This window comes from Salinicoccus kekensis, assembly GCF_900220995.1.
In the GTDB taxonomy this organism is placed as follows: domain Bacteria; phylum Bacillota; class Bacilli; order Staphylococcales; family Salinicoccaceae; genus Lacicoccus; species Lacicoccus kekensis.
Genome location: NZ_OBQF01000003.1, coordinates 239393 through 256646, shown reverse-complemented (window position 1 = coordinate 256646; position 17254 = coordinate 239393). Strand labels below are relative to the sequence as shown.

At 48.2% G+C, this 17254-nt stretch carries 28 protein-coding genes; 5 read left to right on the top strand and 23 right to left on the bottom strand.

Annotated features, from left to right (window positions below):
* Window positions 1-12 precede the first annotated feature (12 nt).
* The 18 genes from rpsH to CRN96_RS07745 all read right to left on the bottom strand — a co-directional run bounded on the left by rpsH (window position 13) and on the right by CRN96_RS07745 (window position 9469).
* Complete coding sequence (gene rpsH / locus CRN96_RS07830; protein ID WP_097040857.1) at window positions 13-411, bottom strand: 30S ribosomal protein S8; 399 nt, start codon at window positions 409-411, stop codon at window positions 13-15.
* A gap of 30 nt (window positions 412-441) precedes the next feature.
* On the bottom strand, window positions 442-627 hold the full coding sequence (locus CRN96_RS07825; RefSeq protein ID WP_097040855.1) for a type Z 30S ribosomal protein S14: 186 nt from the start codon (window positions 625-627) through the stop codon (window positions 442-444).
* Between the two features lie 20 nt (window positions 628-647).
* On the bottom strand, window positions 648-1187 hold the full coding sequence (gene rplE, locus CRN96_RS07820; protein ID WP_097040853.1) for a 50S ribosomal protein L5: 540 nt from the start codon (window positions 1185-1187) through the stop codon (window positions 648-650).
* A gap of 27 nt (window positions 1188-1214) precedes the next feature.
* Window positions 1215-1541 carry a 50S ribosomal protein L24 gene (rplX, locus tag CRN96_RS07815; protein ID WP_097040851.1) on the bottom strand — a complete coding sequence of 109 codons (327 nt, stop codon included), beginning with the start codon at window positions 1539-1541 and terminating at the stop codon, window positions 1215-1217.
* A gap of 30 nt (window positions 1542-1571) precedes the next feature.
* Window positions 1572-1940, bottom strand: a complete 369-nt coding sequence (gene rplN, locus CRN96_RS07810; protein WP_097040849.1) for a 50S ribosomal protein L14 — start codon at window positions 1938-1940, stop codon at window positions 1572-1574.
* A gap of 29 nt (window positions 1941-1969) precedes the next feature.
* Complete coding sequence (gene rpsQ, locus CRN96_RS07805) at window positions 1970-2233, bottom strand: 30S ribosomal protein S17 (protein WP_097040847.1); 264 nt, start codon at window positions 2231-2233, stop codon at window positions 1970-1972.
* 18 nt (window positions 2234-2251) lie between these two features.
* Window positions 2252-2461, bottom strand: a complete 210-nt coding sequence (gene rpmC / locus CRN96_RS07800) for a 50S ribosomal protein L29 (protein ID WP_097040846.1) — start codon at window positions 2459-2461, stop codon at window positions 2252-2254.
* Window positions 2451-2885 (bottom strand): 50S ribosomal protein L16, encoded by a 435-nt coding sequence (gene rplP / locus CRN96_RS07795; protein WP_097040844.1) that lies wholly within the window; start codon window positions 2883-2885, stop codon window positions 2451-2453. The genes rpmC and rplP overlap by 11 nt, the downstream gene beginning before the upstream one ends.
* Window positions 2886-2900: 15 nt before the next feature.
* Window positions 2901-3545 carry a 30S ribosomal protein S3 gene (gene rpsC, locus CRN96_RS07790; RefSeq protein ID WP_097040842.1) on the bottom strand — a complete coding sequence of 215 codons (645 nt, stop codon included), beginning with the start codon at window positions 3543-3545 and terminating at the stop codon, window positions 2901-2903.
* 20 nt (window positions 3546-3565) lie between these two features.
* Complete coding sequence (gene rplV, locus CRN96_RS07785) at window positions 3566-3961, bottom strand: 50S ribosomal protein L22 (protein WP_097040840.1); 396 nt, start codon at window positions 3959-3961, stop codon at window positions 3566-3568.
* Window positions 3962-3994: 33 nt separating this feature from the next.
* On the bottom strand, window positions 3995-4273 hold the full coding sequence (gene rpsS, locus CRN96_RS07780) for a 30S ribosomal protein S19 (RefSeq protein WP_097040838.1): 279 nt from the start codon (window positions 4271-4273) through the stop codon (window positions 3995-3997).
* Between the two features lie 61 nt (window positions 4274-4334).
* Entirely contained in the window at window positions 4335-5168 is an 834-nt protein-coding gene (gene rplB, locus CRN96_RS07775) for a 50S ribosomal protein L2 (protein ID WP_097040835.1), read from the bottom strand.
* Window positions 5169-5199: 31 nt separating this feature from the next.
* Complete coding sequence (gene rplW / locus CRN96_RS07770; protein WP_097040833.1) at window positions 5200-5472, bottom strand: 50S ribosomal protein L23; 273 nt, start codon at window positions 5470-5472, stop codon at window positions 5200-5202.
* Entirely contained in the window at window positions 5472-6092 is a 621-nt protein-coding gene (gene rplD, locus CRN96_RS07765) for a 50S ribosomal protein L4 (RefSeq protein WP_097040831.1), read from the bottom strand. The genes rplW and rplD overlap by 1 nt, the downstream gene beginning before the upstream one ends.
* Before the next feature lie 30 nt (window positions 6093-6122).
* Window positions 6123-6785, bottom strand: a complete 663-nt coding sequence (rplC, locus tag CRN96_RS07760; protein WP_097040829.1) for a 50S ribosomal protein L3 — start codon at window positions 6783-6785, stop codon at window positions 6123-6125.
* 24 nt (window positions 6786-6809) lie between these two features.
* Window positions 6810-7118 (bottom strand): 30S ribosomal protein S10, encoded by a 309-nt coding sequence (gene rpsJ, locus CRN96_RS07755; protein WP_097040827.1) that lies wholly within the window; start codon window positions 7116-7118, stop codon window positions 6810-6812.
* Between the two features lie 312 nt (window positions 7119-7430).
* Entirely contained in the window at window positions 7431-8765 is a 1335-nt protein-coding gene (locus tag CRN96_RS07750; RefSeq protein WP_097040825.1) for an NCS2 family permease, read from the bottom strand.
* A 65-nt stretch (window positions 8766-8830) separates the two neighbouring features.
* Window positions 8831-9469: a YczE/YyaS/YitT family protein gene (locus CRN96_RS07745; protein ID WP_245844588.1), complete on the bottom strand. Its 639-nt coding sequence runs from the start codon at window positions 9467-9469 to the stop codon at window positions 8831-8833.
* Between the two features lie 171 nt (window positions 9470-9640).
* Here CRN96_RS07745 and CRN96_RS07740 point away from each other — a divergent pair, with 171 nt between their 5' ends.
* Window positions 9641-9886 (top strand): hypothetical protein, encoded by a 246-nt coding sequence (locus CRN96_RS07740; protein WP_097040823.1) that lies wholly within the window; start codon window positions 9641-9643, stop codon window positions 9884-9886.
* Between the two features lie 45 nt (window positions 9887-9931).
* Complete coding sequence (locus tag CRN96_RS07735) at window positions 9932-10738, top strand: PepSY domain-containing protein (protein WP_097040821.1); 807 nt, start codon at window positions 9932-9934, stop codon at window positions 10736-10738.
* Between the two features lie 455 nt (window positions 10739-11193).
* Here the strand turns inward: CRN96_RS07735 and CRN96_RS07730 are convergent, their stop codons facing one another.
* The 5 genes from CRN96_RS07730 to CRN96_RS07710 all read right to left on the bottom strand — a co-directional run bounded on the left by CRN96_RS07730 (window position 11194) and on the right by CRN96_RS07710 (window position 15468).
* Window positions 11194-11964: an amino acid ABC transporter ATP-binding protein gene (locus tag CRN96_RS07730; RefSeq protein WP_097040819.1), complete on the bottom strand. Its 771-nt coding sequence runs from the start codon at window positions 11962-11964 to the stop codon at window positions 11194-11196.
* Window positions 11961-12662 (bottom strand): amino acid ABC transporter permease, encoded by a 702-nt coding sequence (locus CRN96_RS07725; RefSeq protein ID WP_097040816.1) that lies wholly within the window; start codon window positions 12660-12662, stop codon window positions 11961-11963. Before CRN96_RS07725 ends, CRN96_RS07730 begins: the two co-directional genes overlap by 4 nt.
* Window positions 12662-13324 (bottom strand): amino acid ABC transporter permease, encoded by a 663-nt coding sequence (locus tag CRN96_RS07720; RefSeq protein ID WP_097040814.1) that lies wholly within the window; start codon window positions 13322-13324, stop codon window positions 12662-12664. The genes CRN96_RS07725 and CRN96_RS07720 overlap by 1 nt, the downstream gene beginning before the upstream one ends.
* 70 nt (window positions 13325-13394) lie before the next feature.
* Entirely contained in the window at window positions 13395-14300 is a 906-nt protein-coding gene (ehuB, locus tag CRN96_RS07715; RefSeq protein ID WP_245844587.1) for an ectoine/hydroxyectoine ABC transporter substrate-binding protein EhuB, read from the bottom strand.
* Window positions 14301-14793: 493 nt separating this feature from the next.
* The gene (locus tag CRN96_RS07710; protein ID WP_097040810.1) at window positions 14794-15468 is read right to left on the bottom strand and encodes a phosphotransferase; all 675 of its coding nucleotides are present in this window, start codon (window positions 15466-15468) and stop codon (window positions 14794-14796) included.
* A 117-nt stretch (window positions 15469-15585) separates the two neighbouring features.
* Here CRN96_RS07710 and CRN96_RS13255 point away from each other — a divergent pair, with 117 nt between their 5' ends.
* From CRN96_RS13255 to mspA, 3 genes are read left to right on the top strand one after another with little or no spacing between them, the layout of a single operon-like run.
* The gene (locus CRN96_RS13255; RefSeq protein ID WP_179647148.1) at window positions 15586-15756 is read left to right on the top strand and encodes an SE1832 family protein; all 171 of its coding nucleotides are present in this window, start codon (window positions 15586-15588) and stop codon (window positions 15754-15756) included.
* A 21-nt stretch (window positions 15757-15777) separates the two neighbouring features.
* Window positions 15778-16932 carry an MFS transporter gene (locus CRN96_RS07705; RefSeq protein WP_097040808.1) on the top strand — a complete coding sequence of 385 codons (1155 nt, stop codon included), beginning with the start codon at window positions 15778-15780 and terminating at the stop codon, window positions 16930-16932.
* Window positions 16929-17240 (top strand): membrane stabilizing protein MspA, encoded by a 312-nt coding sequence (mspA, locus tag CRN96_RS07700; RefSeq protein WP_097040806.1) that lies wholly within the window; start codon window positions 16929-16931, stop codon window positions 17238-17240. The genes CRN96_RS07705 and mspA overlap by 4 nt, the downstream gene beginning before the upstream one ends.
* Window positions 17241-17254 lie beyond the last annotated feature (14 nt).

The window sequence follows — 17254 nt, the reverse complement described above, 5'->3', positions numbered from 1 at the left end:
TCCTAAAATAAATTACCAAACGTATGCGAGTACTTCCCCGCCGATATTTCTTTTACGTGCTTCTTTATCTGTCAAAACACCTTCCGATGTTGAGATCAGGGCGATTCCAAGACCATTCAGGACTTTTGGAAGTTCTTCCCTTTGAGCGTACACTCTAAGGCCTGGCTTTGAAATACGTTTCAGACCTGTAATAACTCTTTCGTTATTACCTCCATATTTCAAAAACATGCGGATGACGCCTTGCTTTTCATCTTCTATGAATTCGACGTTCTTGACGAATCCTTCTGCTTTCAGGATAGAAGCGATCTCTTTTTTAATGTTTGATGCAGGGATTTCTAATGATTCATGTCTGACCATGTTCGCATTTCTGATGCGTGTCAGCATATCTGCAATTGGATCTGATACTGTCATTTAAATTTGCCTCCTTTCAATTTATGGCGATTACCAGCTTGCTTTTTTGACACCAGGGATCTGGCCTTTATAAGCAAGTTCACGGAAACATATACGGCATAGTCTGAATTGACGAATTACTGAATGCGGACGTCCACATCTTTCACAACGCGTGTATTCTCTCACTTTAAACTTTTGTTCTTTTTGCTGTTTAGCAATCATTGATTTTTTAGCCACATTTTCGCCTCCTTATTAACTTACTTTTGGAACGGCATTCCAAACTGAGTCAACAGTTCTCTTGCCTCTTCATCTGTGTTTGCAGTAGTTACGATAACGATGTCCATACCTCTGACTTTCGATACTTTATCATAGTCGATTTCAGGGAAGATCAGCTGTTCTTTGACACCGAGCGTATAGTTGCCGCGGCCGTCGAACGCTTTCTTCGAAACGCCTCTGAAGTCTCTTACACGTGGCAGGGAAACAGAGATGAGCTTATCCAGGAATTCATACATTCTTTCTCCGCGCAGTGTCACTTTCGCACCGATCGGCATACCTTCACGCAATCTGAACGTCGCGATTGATCTCTTCGCTTTAGTGATGATCGGCTTCTGACCGGTGATCGCTTCAAGCTCTTCCACTGCAGTATCCAGTACTTTTGCGTTCTGTACTGCGTCACCCACACCCATGTTGACGACGATTTTCTCTATTTCAGGCACTTCCATTACAGAAGAATAATTAAATTTATTTACAAGTTCTGTTTTGATTGATTCGTTGAATCTTTCTTTTAAACGAGCCACTTGAAATCCTCCTTTCACTTATACTGATTAGTTGTTCTCAACTGCCGGCAGTTCTTTACCGGATTTTGCTGCCACCCGTACTTTCGTTCCGTCCTCTTTGACCTCATAACGAATACGAGTACGTTCACCTGAGTCCGGATCGATGTGCATTACATTCGACACATGGATCGGTGCTTCAGTTTCCAGAATTCCGCCTTCCGGGTTCATCTGTGAAGGTTTTTGATGTTTCTTGACGATATTGACACCTTCGACAACGACTCTCTCTTTTGCAGGGATCGCCTTAAGGATAGTTCCTTCTTTGCCTTTGTCTTTACCGCTGATTACGACGACTTTATCACCAGTTCTTACGTGCATGAAAATTGCACCTCCTTATATAAATTGGGATTATAATACTTCTGGTGCAAGTGAAATGATCTTCATGAAATTGCCTTCGCGCAGTTCACGGGCAACCGGACCGAAGATACGTGTACCTCTTGGACCTTTATCATCACGAATGATAACACATGCATTTTCATCAAATTTGATGTATGAACCATCTTCACGGCGGACGCCTGTTTTGGTTCTGACGATGACAGCTCTGACTACTTCACCTTTTTTGACAACGCCACCTGGTGTTGCATTTTTGACTGTCGCAACGATGACATCACCGATATTCGCAGTTTTACGTCCCGTACCACCCAATACTTTGATGGTCAATACTTCACGCGCACCTGAGTTATCTGCAACTTTCAAGCGGGATTCCTGTTGGATCATGCGAATGGACCTCCTTTATCTTCGATAGTTTAAATAATTACTGATTCTTCAACGATTTCCACTAAACGGAAACGCTTAGTTTTTGATAACGGACGTGTTTCTTCGATACGGACCACATCGCCCATTTTCGCACTGTTCTTTTCATCGTGCGTTTTATATTTCTTGGAATATTTAACACGTTTGTTGATGATAGGGTGTCTTTTGTAAGTTTCAACAAGTACCGTAATCGTTTTATCCATCTTGTCGGATACTACGCGGCCCTGGTAAACTTTACGTTCATTTTTTGTTTCCACTATTTTAACCCTCCTATATTATTGATTGGCTCTTGCTTCCTCAAGCTCTCTCTCACGTACAGTTGTTTTCATTCTAGCGATAGATTTTCTGACTTGTTTGATACGAGCAGTGTTCTCTAGCTGACCTGTAGCTAGCTGAAAGCGTAGGTTGAAAAGTTCTTCTTTCAATTCTTTAACGTTTTCTTCAATTTCTGGTGTCGTTAAATCACGGATTTCTTTAGCTTTCATTCGTATCACCACCTAATTCTTCACGTCTTACGATTTTTGTTTTTACCGGAAGCTTGTGGCTCGCCAGACGAAGTGCCTCTTTAGCAACCTCTTCTTCAACACCAGAAACTTCAAACATTACACGGCCAGGTTTTACAACTGCAATCCATCCTTCAACTGCACCTTTACCTGAACCCATACGTACTTCCAAAGGTTTCTTCGTGTACGGTGTATGTGGGAAAATGTTGATCCATACTTTACCGCCACGCTTCATATAACGTGTCATTGCGATACGTGCTGATTCGATCTGTCTTGAAGTGATCCATGCAGTCGTTGTCGCCTGCAGTCCATATTCACCAAATGATACTTGATTACCGCCTTTTGACTGACCTTTTGTATCCGGACGGTGCTGACGACGGTACTTTACTCTTTTAGGTAATAACATTATCAATTTCCTCCTTTACTTGTTATCTTTTTTGACAGGAAGAACTTCTCCACGGTAGATCCATACTTTGACGCCGAGCTTACCATAAGTCGTGTCTGCTTCTTCGTGTGCATAATCAATGTCTGCACGGAGTGTATGAAGTGGAACCGTTCCTTCGTTGTAACCTTCTGAACGCGCGATATCTGCGCCGCCCAAACGGCCGGAAACTTGTGTTCTGATTCCTTTGGCACCTGCTTTGATCGCTCTTCCAAGCGCCTGCTTTTGAGCTCTACGGAATGACACACGGTTTTCAAGCTGGCGTGCGATGCTTTCTGCAACCAGTTTGGCATCCATATCAATTTTCTTAACTTCAACTACGTTGATGTGTACTCTCTTGCCGGTTAATTTGGATAAAGCTGAACGCAATTTATCTATCTCGCTGCCGCCTTTACCAATGACCATACCAGGCTTGCCTGTATGAACAGCTATATTAACTCGGTTTGCCGCACGTTCGATTTCAACTTTTGAAATGGACGCGTCTTTAAGATTTTTTTCGATATATTCACGTATTCTCAAGTCTTCATGCAAGAGGTCTGCAAAGTCTTTATCTGCATACCATTTCGCTTCCCAATCACGGATGATGCCTGTACGAAGACCAATTGGATTAATCTTTTGACCCAAATTAATTCCCTCCTTAGTTTTTAAGCGTTCTCTTCAACTTTTTCGTTCTCTTCAGTTTCAATTGCCGCATCCTCTTCAATGGCTGCCGGCTCTGCGACAACTACTGTGATGTGGCTTGTACGTTTGTTGATCTTCGTCGCACGGCCCTGCGCACGGGGACGGAAACGTTTAAGAGTCGGACCTTCATCTGCATATGCTTCAGATACGATCAGGTGATCGATGTCCATATCATAGTTATGTTCTGCGTTCGCCACTGCCGAGTTGATCAGCTTTTCGACGATCGGCGCTGTTCTTTTATTTGTATGCTTCAGTATTGAGATTGCTTCCCCGACTTCTTTGCCGCGGATCAGATCCATGACAAGTCTGACTTTACGTGGTGCAATCCTGACTGTTTTAGCAACTGCTTTCGCTTGCATGTTCGGTTCCTCCTTTATAGCGGATTATTTCTATTATCTGCCTGTTCTCTTATCATTATTGCCGTGACCTTTGAAAGTCCTTGTCGGTGCGAACTCTCCGAGCTTATGTCCGACCATATCTTCTGTAATATAAACCGGTACATGTTTGCGGCCATCGTACACTGCAATTGTGTGTCCAATAAAATTAGGGAAAATTGTTGAACGGCGTGACCATGTTTTTATAACGCTCTTCTTGCTCGTTTCATTTAAGTTTTCAACCTTCTTCATCAAATGATCATCGACGAAAGGTCCTTTTTTAAGACTGCGAGTCATTAGGGCGCCTCCTTTATCAAAATTGTGTGCGGAACTGTGTCCGCACAATTTTTATTTTAATTTATTTTTTCTTACGGCTTCTGACGATCATCTTATTCGAACGATTTTTGCCTCTGCGTGTCTTCTTGCCAAGGGTCGGTTTGCCCCATGGAGACATAGGTGACGGACGTCCGATAGGTGCACGGCCTTCACCACCACCGTGCGGGTGGTCGTTAGGGTTCATGACGGAACCACGTACTGTAGGACGTTCGCCTTTCCATCTTGAACGGCCTGCTTTACCGACGTTGATCAGTTCGTGCTGTTCGTTGCCGACTGCACCGACTGTTGCACGGCAAGTCGCAAGGATCATTCTCACTTCACCGGATTTCAGTCTGACGAGGACGTATTTGCCCTCTTTACCGAGAACCTGTGCACGTGCGCCTGCTGATCTTGCCAGCTGGCCGCCGCGGCCTGGTTTAAGCTCGATGTTGTGAACCATGGTACCTACAGGAATGTCCTGCAGTGCCAGTGCGTTACCAGGTTTGATATCCGCATCCGGACCACTCATGATTTCAGTGCCCACCGTTACACCCTTAGGTGCGATGATGTATCTCTTTTCGCCGTCTGCGTAGTGCACAAGTGCAATGTTCGCTGAACGGTTCGGGTCATACTCGATTGTTGCCACTTTACCAGGAACGCCGTCTTTAATACGTTTGAAATCGATCACTCTGTACTGGCGCTTATGTCCGCCGCCCTTGTGGCGCACGGTCATCCGGCCCTGGTTGTTACGGCCCGCTTTTTTCGGCAGCGGCTGTAATAGTGACCGTTCCGGAGTCGTCGAAGTGACTTCGGCAAAATCCGAGCCAGTCATATTACGACGAGCGTTTGTGGTTGGCTTATACTTTTTTATTGCCATCTCGTTTTACCTCCTTAATGGTAAGTCGCTCCTAGAATATATCTATAGAGCCTTCTTTTAATGTTACGATCGCTTTTCTTCTTCTATTCGTATAGCCTTCATAGCGACCCATACGTTTTTTCTTTGGTTTAACGTTCATTATGTTCACTTTGTCAACTTTGACGCTGAAGATTTCTTCAACTGCGTATTTGACTTGCGTCTTGTTCGCTTTGACGTCCACATCGAATGTGTACTTGTCCATCTGCATCAAATCTGCTGAACGTTCAGTAATGACCGGACGTTTAATAATATCACGAGCATCCATTACAGAAGTACCTCCTCTGCTTTAGTGATTGCACCTTCCGTAAAGATAACACGGTCAGCAGAAAGGATATCCAGTACGTTGAGCCCTTCCGGTGTAAGCACCGTCACACCCTGCAGGTTGCGGGATGAAAGTTGTACATTGACATCTTCATTTTCAAGGACTAACAGGACTTTTCTGTCTGCATCAAGATTTTCCAGAATTGCGAGGAAATCTTTCGTTTTCGGTGCTTCTAATGAAATGTTGTCCACTACTGTCAGGACATCTTCATTCACTTTTGCCGATAACGCTGAACGGAGTGCCAGACGGCGCATCTTTCTCGGCATCTTGTAGGAATAGCTTCTTGGCGTCGGTCCGAATACTACGCCACCGCCTCTGAACTGCGGCGCACGGATCGTACCCTGACGCGCATTACCTGTTCCTTTTTGTCTGAATGGCTTCCTGCCTCCGCCACGGACCGCTGAACGGTTTTTCACCGCATGCGTGCCACGGCGCTGTGAAGCCTGCTGCAACTGAACCGCTTCGAAAAGCACGTGCTGATTTGGTTCGATACCAAATATCTCCTGGTTCAATTCGATTGAATTCACTTTAGTTCCGTCTTTAGATAAAACATCGATTGCCATGTGTTAAATCCTCCCTTCTTGAATTTTTATTTATTTAACACTTTTTTTAGTTGCTGCTGAAATTTTTACATATCCTTTACGAGGGCCCGGCACGTTACCTTTAATGAGTAACACGTTACGCTCGGCGTCCACACGTACGATTTCAAGATTTTGCAATGTGATGGTCTGACCGCCCATTTGACCTGGCAATTTCTTACCTTTGAAAACTCTTGCCGGGTCTGCAGCTGCCGCCATCGCACCAGGTGACCTGTGGAAATGGGAACCGTGGCTCATAGGGCCGCGCGACTGGTTATGACGCTTGATTGAACCCTGGAAACCTTTACCTTTTGAAGTTCCTGTCACATCTACAAAGTCCCCTGCTTCAAATGTATCTGCAGTGACTTCTTGACCGATTTCGAATTCTTCAACGTTCAAGTTCTTGAATTCGCGAATGAAGCGCTTAGGGAGTACTCCTGAAGCTTTTGCATGTCCTGTTTCAGCTTTGTTAGCATACTTATTGGATCTTGCACCTTCAAAGTATTCACGCTTGTCGTCAAAGCCGATCTGAACCGCATTATAGCCGTCAGTCTCTTCAACTTTCTTTTGTACTACCACGTTACCTGCTGTTTCTACTACCGTTACGGGAATCAACTCGCCGTTTTCACCGAAAACCTGAGTCATTCCAATTTTTTTACCTAAGATTCCTTTGGTCATCGAAAGTCCACCTCCTGTGAAAAATTATAATTTGATTTCGATGTCTACACCAGATGGTAAGTTCAAGCCCATGAGAGCATCAACTGTTTTAGGTGTAGGGTTTAAAATGTCGATAAGACGTTTATGCGTACGCTGTTCGAACTGCTCACGCGCATCCTTGTACTTATGGACTGCACGCAGGATCGTGTAGATCGTCTTCTCAGTCGGTAGTGGGATCGGCCCTGAAACATCTGCGCCTGAACGCTTTGCAGTTTCAACGATCTTCTCCGCTGATTGATCCAACACTCTGTGGTCATACGCTTTTAAACGAATACGAATTTTTTGTTTTGCCATTATTAGTACCTCCTTTGGTCGTCATCATTGTTTGATAGACTTCTCCACGAAAATTCTCCAACACATTGCCATGGCAATGCGGCCGGGTGTGTCGGTAACCTCTCGCTTCACAGATATCGAAAAGCCGGAACATCAGCGTTCCACGCACTTTTCTTCTTCAAGACGGGGTTCCCCGCCTTTTTAGTCCAACGTTAGATATAATACACGAAAAGAGCGAAAAAATCAATAGATAACCTAAGATTTTTCCACTCTTTTTTCCGATGGGAATTTTCGACCCCATCATTATACTTTATTCAGCTGTAAATTACAATGCTATTCCGAGATGAACACGAAATAGAGTATGAAGATGAGGAACAGCCCATACATCATCGGATGGACCTCTTTCCTCCGTCCGGCCATTATCATCGTCACCGGATAGAATATGAAGCCGATCGCAATACCGGTCGCTATGCTGTAGGACAGCGGCATGAGGAACACCGTCAGGAATGCCGGCACCGCGATCTCAAACTGGTTGAACGGTATTTTGCTCAAGTTCGATGCCATGAGCGCCCCGACGATGATCAGGGCAGGCGCCGTCACTTCCGATGTGAAGGTGACGAGCAGCGGCGAGAAGAATATCGCCGATAAGAACAGGAAGGCACTCACCACACTCGCAAAGCCTGTCCGTGCACCGGCGGCAACACCCGCCGTCGACTCTACATAGGAAGTCGTCGTCGATGTACCGAATATGGCGCCCGAAATCGTCGCGAATGCATCCGAGAGCAATGCACGCCCTGCACGCGGGAGTTTATTGTCCCGGATCAGGTTCGCCTGGGATGCCACACCCACAAGCGTGCCCGCCGTATCGAAGAAGTCGACGAACAGGAATGTGAGCACGACGATCAGGAACTGTGTATTGAAGAGCTGCGACGGTTCTGCAAATGCCTCGAATGCTGCCCCGAATGTCGGCGCCATGCTCGGCGCCGCACTGATGATCCCTTCAGGCATCGGCACGAGGCTGAAGATGACACCTGTGACGGCCGTTATGATCATCCCGAAGAATATCGCACCCGGCACCTTTTTCGCCATCAGTATGACGGTGACGAGCAGGCCGAAGCCTGCAAGGAGGACGCCCGGATCATGGACCGGCCCGAGGCTGACGAGCGTCGCCTCGTCCGATGTGATGATGCCTGCGCCCTGCAGGCCGACGAAAGTGATGAAGAAGCCGATTCCGGCACTGACGGCCATCTTCATCTCCATGGGGATTGCGTTGATTATGTATTCACGTACACCGGACAGCGTCAGTATGACGAATATGATCCCTGAGAATAAAACTCCGGTGAGCGCGGTCTGCCACGGGATGCCCATGGTGAGCACCACGGAGAATGCGAAGAAGGCATTCAGGCCCATGCCCGGGGCGAGCGCAATCGGATACTTTGCAAATACACCCATGATCAGGGTGCCGACGAACGCTGCAAGCGCCGTTGCAACGAAGACTGCATTCATATCCATCTTCATGTCATCCGGCACACCGTCAATGCCCTGGAGGGACAGCATCGCCGGGTTGACTGCAAGAACATACGCCATGGAAAGGAACGTCGTCAGTCCGCCGATTATTTCGCGGCGGTATGTCGTGCCATGACCTTTGAAATCAAAGTATTTTTTCATTACATTTCTCCGATCTTTTTATTTTCGTGCCGGTTCCTGATGAATGGAACAGGAGGATGGATCCGTCATATCACTTTGATGATATCCGGATCATCGTGCCCGATGAACCTGACGAGCATACGGCGTGTGACCGGCAGGAATTTCTCTATCAGTTTGCCGAGCAGAAAGACTATGAGAAAGCTTCCGATGAATACCGGACCGCCGAGCAGGAACCCTCCGACGAGTGCAAAAGCTTCCATTAAGTTGCGGGCACTGGAGAGCTTCATATTGAACTTTTCAATGAAAAACAGCATCAGTGTATCGCGCGGTCCGGCGCCTAGATTGGGTGTGATATAAAATGCGATGCCGAAGGCCATGACGATCACCCCGGCTGTGAACGCAATTCCGTGCATCACCCAGCCGTCGACTTCGGGAAGCAGGAAGTTGAAAACATCTATGAAGATGCCGATTGTGAACATATTTATGTATACGCCAAGCTTGGGCAGCCGCTTCAGCGCCACCGCCGTGAACAGGACGATGACCGCACCGACTATGATGGACCATGAACCGATCGTCAGACCGAAAGTGTCCCATAAGCCGTAGTGGAAGACATCCCACGGGCCGAGTCCGTACAGACGCCCCTTGATGGTCAGGGCGACGCCCAGGGAAAGTATGATCATGCCCCCGACGAAGAAGAGCCAGCGTTTGAATATCGAATTCCTCAATCATTTTCCTCCTATTCATATATAGACTCATTTTATAGCTGTACCCCGGAAATGACAATAGACAAATTCAGCGTGTTTTCATTAAAATTTTGCCGGGATGTTTGAAGCCGCTTCTTAAAAGGTAAATTACTGATGAATAAAACAGTATAAGAATATGAAGGAGTGGTTGTAATGAAATCCCACAGATACGGGCTGGCCACGCTCATTTTATCCACTGGGCTGCTGCTCGGCGCATGTGGCGGCGAAGAGGAAGCCGACCCTGCAGGGGATGTTGTTGAGGAAGGTAATGAGGATACCTCAGTCGAGATGAACGACGAAGCAAATACATCAGACGGCGCAGCCGATGAGGGTACGGATGACACCACCGGCGAGAGCACGGTGGACGACACCTCTGAAGATGAAGCCGACACTGAGTAATGCACAGATTTAAAAATAAAATCAACCATGAAGGAGATGTTTTGAATGAAATCCCATAAATACAAATTGGCAACGCTGGTTTTATCCACAGGACTGCTGCTCGGTGCATGCGGCGGCGGTGAAGAAGATGCACAGGCACCGGAAGAAGAACCTGAAGAAGTTGCGGATACTGCAGTAGAGGAAGATGAAGGTACAGGCACAACTGATCAAAGCACCGACACTTCTGACGATGCTGCCGAAGAAGCGGATACATCAGATGATTCTGCCGGAGAAAGCACGGATGACACGGAAGATACTTCAGATACGACTGATGATACATCATCGGACAACACCGATTCGACCAGCGAATCAGAGGAAACAGAGTCCACTGACGGCGAAGCAACTGAAGACACCGAAACAACCGAACCTACCGGCGTTGCCGTACTGGATCAGCTCGGCTCCACTCCTGAAGAAGCCGTAAGCGCCGCCCAGGAGAATTTTGACGGAGAACTGATGGAGCTTGAACTTGATCAGGAAAATGGAGACTGGGTGTATAAAGTTTCAATGGAAAACGAATCGGAAGAATATGAAGCCAAAATGCTCGCAGAAGACCTCTCCGTCATCAGTGAAGAAACAGAAAACAATGACGGCATGGACGCAAATGACGTCTTTGCATACGAAGACGCCATCCCTCATGACGAAGCAGTTCAGACTGCAACGGATGAAGTCGGCGGCGAGCTCGAAGGCTGGACACTCGACAAAGATGACGGTCAGCTTGAATACGAAATCGAGCTCATGAACACGGATGCCGGCGGCGACGCAGAAGTGAAGATCAATGCAGAGTCCGGCGAAATCCTTGAAACAGACGACTAATATTGAACTTGAAGAGCAGGACCCCCGTGGTCCTGCTCTTTTTGCGGCGCACTTGTCAGGTTTTTGGTGCTTAGCCGGATGGAGAGTCCCTGAGGTGGCGTGCCATCTGGATTCCCGGCGCTTATCCGGACAGAGGGTGCCTAGGCCGGAGCGCCGTCTGGATTTCAAGCGATTATTCGGACGGAGGGGGCTTGAGGCGGCGTGCTATCTGGATCCCCGGCGTTTATCCGGACAGAGGGGACTTGGCACGGGGCGCTATCTGGATTTTCGGCGTTTATCCAGATAGAGAGTCCCTGAGCTGGTGCGCCATCTGGATTTTCAGCATTTATCCGGACAGAGGCGCCGACGGATGGAATTCTGTCCACCATTCGCGTTCAGCCGGGCGCTTTATTGTCCTCCATATATCTGATGCCAATGGGCAGCAAAAAGAGGCGGGGCATATGCCCCGCCTCCCGTCATGCCCTGAATCTTTTCAGGAAGTTCTGCAGTCTTGGGTTGTCGGATTTGTTGATGACTTCATCTGCTGTGCCGGATTCGGCGATGACACCTTCGTCCAGGAACAGCACCCGGTCTGCGATCTCGAGGGCGAAGTCCATCTCATGGGTGACGAGGACCATCGCCATCGAGGCGTTCTCGGCCAGATCCCTGATGACTTCCAGCACCTCGCCGACAAGTTCCGGGTCGAGGGCTGAGGTGACTTCATCGAAGAGCATGATCTTCGGCCGCATGACGAGCGCACGGGCCATCGCGACGCGCTGCTTCTGCCCGCCGGATAAGTTCGATGGATATGCATCATATTTGTCACCGAGCCCGACGCGGTCTAGCATCTGCTTCGCCATATCGCGCGCCTCGTTCTTTTTCATCTTCTTCACTTTGATGAGCGGCATGGCGCAGTTGTCGAGTATCGTCTTGTGCGGGAAGAGGTTGAAGTGCTGGAAGACCATGCCGATGTCTTTTCTGACGCTTGCCAGATGTTTCTCGTTTGCCGGCAGCTTCTTCCCGTTCTTCTCTATCTTCCACAAGTTTTTTCCGGCGACATATATATCGCCGTCCGTCGGCTCTTCGAGGGTCATCAGGAGCCGGATGATCGTCGTCTTGCCCGAACCGCTCGGTCCGATGATCGCGATTTTCTCACCCGGATTGATATCAAGGTCGATACCTTTCAATACATGGGTGTCCCCGAATGATTTATGAACATTTATATATTGGACGATCGGTTCCATCATTCTGTCACCTTCACTTTCGTAGTCTTTTTATCGAATTGGCGGTTCATCTTCTTCTCAAGCGCCCTCACAAGCAATGCGGACGGATAGCTCAGTATGAGGAATAAAATTGCCACAATCGTCAACGGTTCCAAATATGACCATGTCTGTGCACCGTAACTTCTCGCGATGCTCAGGATGCCGACCACACCGATGGTGGCTGCAAGCGGCACTTCCTTGAACAGTATGATCAAGTAGTTCCCGAGCATCGGGATCGTCGGCGGGATCGCCTGCGGCAGCACGATGCTGAACCACTTATCCTTCACGGAGAGATTGAGTGCCGTCGCAGCTTCCCACTGCCCTTTGTCCACACTCTCTATACCGGAACGGTACACCTCGCTGATATATGTTGAAAAGTGGATGCCGAGGGCGAGCATGGCCGCCACGAACGGTGTGAATGACATGCCGATATAAGGCACCATCGGCCACGCGAAGTACAGGAAGAAAATCTGTACGATCGGCGGCGTGGACCGGATGAATTCCCTGATCCAGTAGATGATGAAATTGAAAGCCCTGAAGGGTGTCGACTCAAGCAGCAGCCATATGAAACCCGCAGCCAGTGCAAGCAGGAAGCTGACCACCGTCAGGCCGAGCGTCACGTTGATCCCTGTGATGATGATTGGAAATGCATCGAAAAATGTTTCCCAGCTCCAGTAGGTCATCAGCTCGCCACCCCTCTTCTTGCGATTTTCTCACCTTTTTTGGACAGCCAGATCAGCGGCAGCGCAATGATGAAGTACATGATGAGCACCATCAGATATGCAAGCGGCCCCTCTGAAAGGTTCGTCGAACGGTAGATGTCACCGAAGTACAGTATGTCCGTCAATCCGATCAGTGACACAAGTGCCGTACCTTTCAGGATCTGGATTGAATAGTTGCCGAATTCAGGCAGCATCAGCCTGAACGCCTGCGGCAGTATGACTTCTTTCATCCTTTGATAACGTGTCAGGTTCAGCGCGATACTTGCCTCGGTCTGTCCTTTATCGACGGAAAGCACGGATGTCCTCACCACTTCAGACATATAGGCACCGTAATTCAATGCGATTGCGATGACCCCGACCCACCAGTTGCTTCCCAGGTTTATATTAAACAGCATCGGAACCGCATAATATAACCAGAAAAGCTGTACAATCAGGGAGGTCCCCCTGAAAACTTCAACATATACAGCAGTGACGCCCCTGATGAGAATATTCCCCGATAACCTCGAGAGCCCGGCGATGAAAGCCATCAGAAAAGAAAATGCCGTGGCCGTCAAAAATATACTCAAAGTGGTGCCGAGGCCCTGGGTCAGATAGTTCAGGATGTTCCAGCCCGTTTCAAACATAGACTCACTCCCCTGTATTCAAATGAAAGGGCCCAGTTCTTCCACCGGAATCACTGGACCCAAAAATCTTTTATTCTTCCCCTGCGCAAAGCTCCTCAGCAGTCATTTCTCCCACTTCGACCCTGTTCGCTTCCGCTTCGAATCCTTCAGCATCATCCAGGATGCCATCGATCGTTCCATCTTCTTTTAATGTTTCCAGTGCTTCATTGTAAGCATCACGCAGCTCTTCATCTTCCATGTTGAATGCTGCTGCACCGTAACTCGGCACACCGTCGATGTCCGGCTGCTCGAAATCTTCAACAAGCTCGACATCGTCACTGCCGAGTGATTCATACGCCGCCCTGAGTGTCGCTTCAGTCGCTGCTGCGACATCCGCATTACCGGACTGTACGGCAGAGAGCTGGCCCGGGATATCCGATACGGACATGATCTGATCATCGGCCACACCTTCCTGTGCCACAAAGTCGAACTGCGTCGTGCCTTCCATCAGTGCAAGCGTGACATCCGGGTTATCCGCAATATCAGCATAGCTGCGGATGTCGTTCGGGTTGCCCGCTGCAACGACAAGTCCTTCACCATACTGCATTTCAGGTTCCGAGAACAACGCATTTTCACATCTATCCGGCAGGATCGCCATACCGGCAGTGATGACATCATACTGGCCGGCCTGCACGCCCGGGATCAGTTCGCCCCAGTCCGTCAGATGTCCGTTCACTTCCTCGATGCCCATCTCCTGGAACACCGCTTTTGCGATCTCTATGCTCGCACCCTCAAGTTCCCCTGATTCAGAATTCTGGAATGCGTAAGGCGGTTCATTCGCGAAACCGACATTGACCGTGCCCGCTTCCTGCAGTTCGGCCACCCGGCCTTCGCCTTCGCCGCCCCCCGCTTCACCGTTTCCTTCTTCACCGCCGCCATCGCCGTTCCCATTGCCGCATGCAGCAAGGACAAGCACCATGGCTAAAGTAAGTAACATCGTGAGTTTCTTCAAAATGATCTCCCCCTGTGAGTTTTGATTTGCTCTTCATCCGCATGGCCTGCGGACAAGTTTTCAAGTAAGTTCTGGATGTATTAAAATGGGTGCTGAGGAAATAAAACTGCTTTCCATACAATATATGTTGTATGGAAAAATAAAACCATATCCGTATGGTACTATAGTCGTCACAATTTTGTAACATCAAAAGTGTAAAAGCTCCCATACAAATTGGATTTAATTCCATTTTACAACATAACGGATGCACTTTCTATATAAATCTGAATATTTAGAAATAAATAAAGGCACATATTAAATCTGTGCTTCCGCTTCCTGCAGCCGGGGTTTCAGCGCCGCTCACCGCTTCGCCGTACGACTTTTCGGGTTTCTTGAGAATTTCTTTATTCACCAGTGAGTTTTATAAGGTGGGGGAAATCATATTCAAAAATTGACGGCACGCAGCCGGCGTGCCGTCAATAAAATTCACTGGACTTCTCTAATGTCCCTTGAAATATTCAAGCTTGCCTTCATCGACTTCGCCCAAAATGCGGTAGCCGTCAAAGAAGTGGTCGACGTATTCTTGTCCAAGCAGTGTTTCGATGCTTTTTGCCATGCTTGCGATATCAACGTAGCGGTCGCGCATACCGATATTGATGACATCGACGCTGCCGGTGATGTAACTTTCATTGACGATGAGGTTCGAAAGTACGAAATCACCATGTCCGAAGACGATGTCATCGTGCATCCCGCCTGCCTCATCGTAGAAGATGAACGGGCAGTCTTCGACTTTCGTCTTATGTAATGCACTCAAATAACGTCCCGCCTGCTTCAAAATCGACGCACGTGTCCCATCATCCGCCTCTTTTAGGAATTCATCCGCTCCGACTCCGGGCAGGGCGATGTAGAAAAGGTATGCATATTCCTCCTGGTAGTAAGTGACGGGTTTTGGAACGCCGTTCACGCCGTTCAATTCCAGCCAGAGCTGGCGCTTATGTTCCCGCCGTGTCTTCTTGATGTCATCCGTATAGGATTTGGCGATCAGCGGCTCGGTCGGTTCGTACTGGTTCGGCGGATCATCTTTGCCATATTCCAGATAGTATATTTCAGTCGCGGATTCCCCTTCGAGCGGGTGCCACTTGTAATACTCCTCATAGATTTCAAAGGTGTGCATGACTTCTCCTCCATTCTTCATAATCATACCTGAGATGCAGTGGAAATGTCATTCAGTGATTCCCCTAATATTGGAACTTTATGATATGATACAATCAGTATTTAAGGTGGTGTGAACATGGACTTGGAATATAAATTAAAAGAGCTTAAACATGATTATGTCCGTATCCAGGCTGATTTGGAAAAAGTCGAGTCGACCGGGCATAATACCGACAGTCTTGAAAAACAGCTCGTCGATATAGAGAACGAAATTACAGAAACGAAAAATAAAATCAAACAACAAAAATAATGTATTCAGGAAGTGCATGAAATGAAAAGAATGATAACTGTAATCATGATCATTCAGTTCCTGATTTACTTCGGTTTCAGTATGATCATCCCCGTCATTCCGGAAATCGTCACGGAACTTGATGCCTCCACGACTCATATGGGATGGCTGCTTGCAATCTACTCACTGGCGAGCTTCCTGTCGGCACCCTATTTCGGGCGCCTCAGTGACAGATACGGACGGCGCAAAATACTGCTTTATGGGTTGTTCGCCTTTGCATTGAGCTTTTTCATATTCGGTGTATTCATCGACAATCTTCTGATCCTTTACATAAGCCGCATACTCGGCGGTGCAGCCTCGGGTGCGCTCTATACTGCAACGACAAGCATGGTCGCCGACATCACCACACGCGAGACCCGCACGAAATATATGGGGCTCGTCGGCATGGCGGTCGGCATGGGCTTCATATTCGGTCCCGGCATCGGCGGCCTGCTCGCCGGCGTCAGCCTGAGCCTCGCTTATTTCATGACCACTTTCGTCATTTTGGCGACTCTGGTCGTGGCGATATTCAAAATCGAAGAAACATACCGCCCGACGACAACGGTCAATAAAAATATCACCCTGCCGACGGAGTACCTTCTTCAGCCGGTCGGCATACTGCTCGTATGTACGTTCCTCGTCATGTTCATCAACAGCGGCATGGAAAGTACATTCCAGCTGCTCGGCATCGAAAGGATCAGCATCACGCCGGCGGAGATGGGTATTTTATTCTTCATCGGGGGTATATTCAATGCCATCGTCCAGGGCGGAGTGATCCGCAGATTGAAAGACGGCCAGGAGCTGCCGTTCATGATTGCCGGCCAGGTGTTCACCCTGATCGCATTCATAATGCTGCCGTTCATGAACGGGCTCGTCTACGCCGGGTTCTGCATCGTATTCCTGATGGTGGGCAACGCGCTTGTCCGGACACTCGTCACTTCACAGATCACCAAAGAGGCACAGGCGGGTGAAATGGGACGGATGACATCAACGACATATTCCATGGACAGCCTCGGCCGGATCTTCGGCCCGATCGTCTTCAATCTGCTGTTCCTCATCAGTCCGGGGACGCCATTCTGGTTCGGTGCTGCAGTGACTGTATTTGCCACATTTTTCATCTTCCAGTATTATCGTAAAGGAAAGCGGGTGATTCAATGATCGTCATACTGATGCTGCTTATATATCTCGTCATCGGGTACGCCACCGTCATGGTGATGAGGAGCCGCACACTGGATGTCTTACGGCTGATTTCCGGTGTCGCTTTCCTTCTGCTGATCCTGGTCTACAGCCTCTCACTGTCCAATCCGGATTCGGTCATCGTATTCGTGCTTGGCCTGTCTCTCATGCTGTCCATTGAAATAGCCGCATTCAAGGAAAATAAAGATGACCGCGATCATGTATTTTTAATCTACGCATTCACTGCGATGTTTTCAGCTGTTTTGGTCATAGTGGTGCTTATGAATTGAGTGGGAAGGTGGAA

What these genes read in the sequence shown, in the direction of transcription:
- rpsS (WP_097040838.1), bottom strand. Translation starts at nt 4,273, where the DNA reads ATGACTCGCAGTCTTAAAAAAGGACCTTTCGTCGATGATCATTTGATG.
- rpsJ (WP_097040827.1), bottom strand. Translation starts at nt 7,118, where the DNA reads ATGGCAAAACAAAAAATTCGTATTCGTTTAAAAGCGTATGACCACAGA.
- CRN96_RS07730 (WP_097040819.1), bottom strand. Translation starts at nt 11,964, where the DNA reads ATGATGGAACCGATCGTCCAATATATAAATGTTCATAAATCATTCGGG.
- rplX (WP_097040851.1), bottom strand. Translation starts at nt 1,541, where the DNA reads ATGCACGTAAGAACTGGTGATAAAGTCGTCGTAATCAGCGGTAAAGAC.
- rplP (WP_097040844.1), bottom strand. Translation starts at nt 2,885, where the DNA reads ATGTTATTACCTAAAAGAGTAAAGTACCGTCGTCAGCACCGTCCGGAT.
- CRN96_RS07705 (WP_097040808.1), top strand. Translation starts at nt 15,778, where the DNA reads ATGAAAAGAATGATAACTGTAATCATGATCATTCAGTTCCTGATTTAC.
- rpmC (WP_097040846.1), bottom strand. Translation starts at nt 2,461, where the DNA reads ATGAAAGCTAAAGAAATCCGTGATTTAACGACACCAGAAATTGAAGAA.
- mspA (WP_097040806.1), top strand. Translation starts at nt 16,929, where the DNA reads ATGATCGTCATACTGATGCTGCTTATATATCTCGTCATCGGGTACGCC.
- rplB (WP_097040835.1), bottom strand. Translation starts at nt 5,168, where the DNA reads ATGGCAATAAAAAAGTATAAGCCAACCACAAACGCTCGTCGTAATATG.
- CRN96_RS13255 (WP_179647148.1), top strand. Translation starts at nt 15,586, where the DNA reads ATGGACTTGGAATATAAATTAAAAGAGCTTAAACATGATTATGTCCGT.
- ehuB (WP_245844587.1), bottom strand. Translation starts at nt 14,300, where the DNA reads ATGTTACTTACTTTAGCCATGGTGCTTGTCCTTGCTGCATGCGGCAAT.
- CRN96_RS07750 (WP_097040825.1), bottom strand. Translation starts at nt 8,765, where the DNA reads ATGAAAAAATACTTTGATTTCAAAGGTCATGGCACGACATACCGCCGC.
- CRN96_RS07725 (WP_097040816.1), bottom strand. Translation starts at nt 12,662, where the DNA reads ATGACCTACTGGAGCTGGGAAACATTTTTCGATGCATTTCCAATCATC.
- CRN96_RS07740 (WP_097040823.1), top strand. Translation starts at nt 9,641, where the DNA reads ATGAAATCCCACAGATACGGGCTGGCCACGCTCATTTTATCCACTGGG.
- CRN96_RS07720 (WP_097040814.1), bottom strand. Translation starts at nt 13,324, where the DNA reads ATGTTTGAAACGGGCTGGAACATCCTGAACTATCTGACCCAGGGCCTC.
- rplW (WP_097040833.1), bottom strand. Translation starts at nt 5,472, where the DNA reads ATGGATGCTCGTGATATTATTAAACGTCCGGTCATTACTGAACGTTCA.
- rpsH (WP_097040857.1), bottom strand. Translation starts at nt 411, where the DNA reads ATGACAGTATCAGATCCAATTGCAGATATGCTGACACGCATCAGAAAT.
- rplN (WP_097040849.1), bottom strand. Translation starts at nt 1,940, where the DNA reads ATGATCCAACAGGAATCCCGCTTGAAAGTTGCAGATAACTCAGGTGCG.
- rplV (WP_097040840.1), bottom strand. Translation starts at nt 3,961, where the DNA reads ATGCAAGCGAAAGCAGTTGCTAAAACAGTCAGGATTGCACCACGTAAA.
- CRN96_RS07735 (WP_097040821.1), top strand. Translation starts at nt 9,932, where the DNA reads ATGAAATCCCATAAATACAAATTGGCAACGCTGGTTTTATCCACAGGA.
- rplC (WP_097040829.1), bottom strand. Translation starts at nt 6,785, where the DNA reads ATGACCAAAGGAATCTTAGGTAAAAAAATTGGAATGACTCAGGTTTTC.
- CRN96_RS07710 (WP_097040810.1), bottom strand. Translation starts at nt 15,468, where the DNA reads ATGCACACCTTTGAAATCTATGAGGAGTATTACAAGTGGCACCCGCTC.
- rplD (WP_097040831.1), bottom strand. Translation starts at nt 6,092, where the DNA reads ATGGCAATCGATGTTTTATCTAAAGACGGAACTAAAGTGAATTCAATC.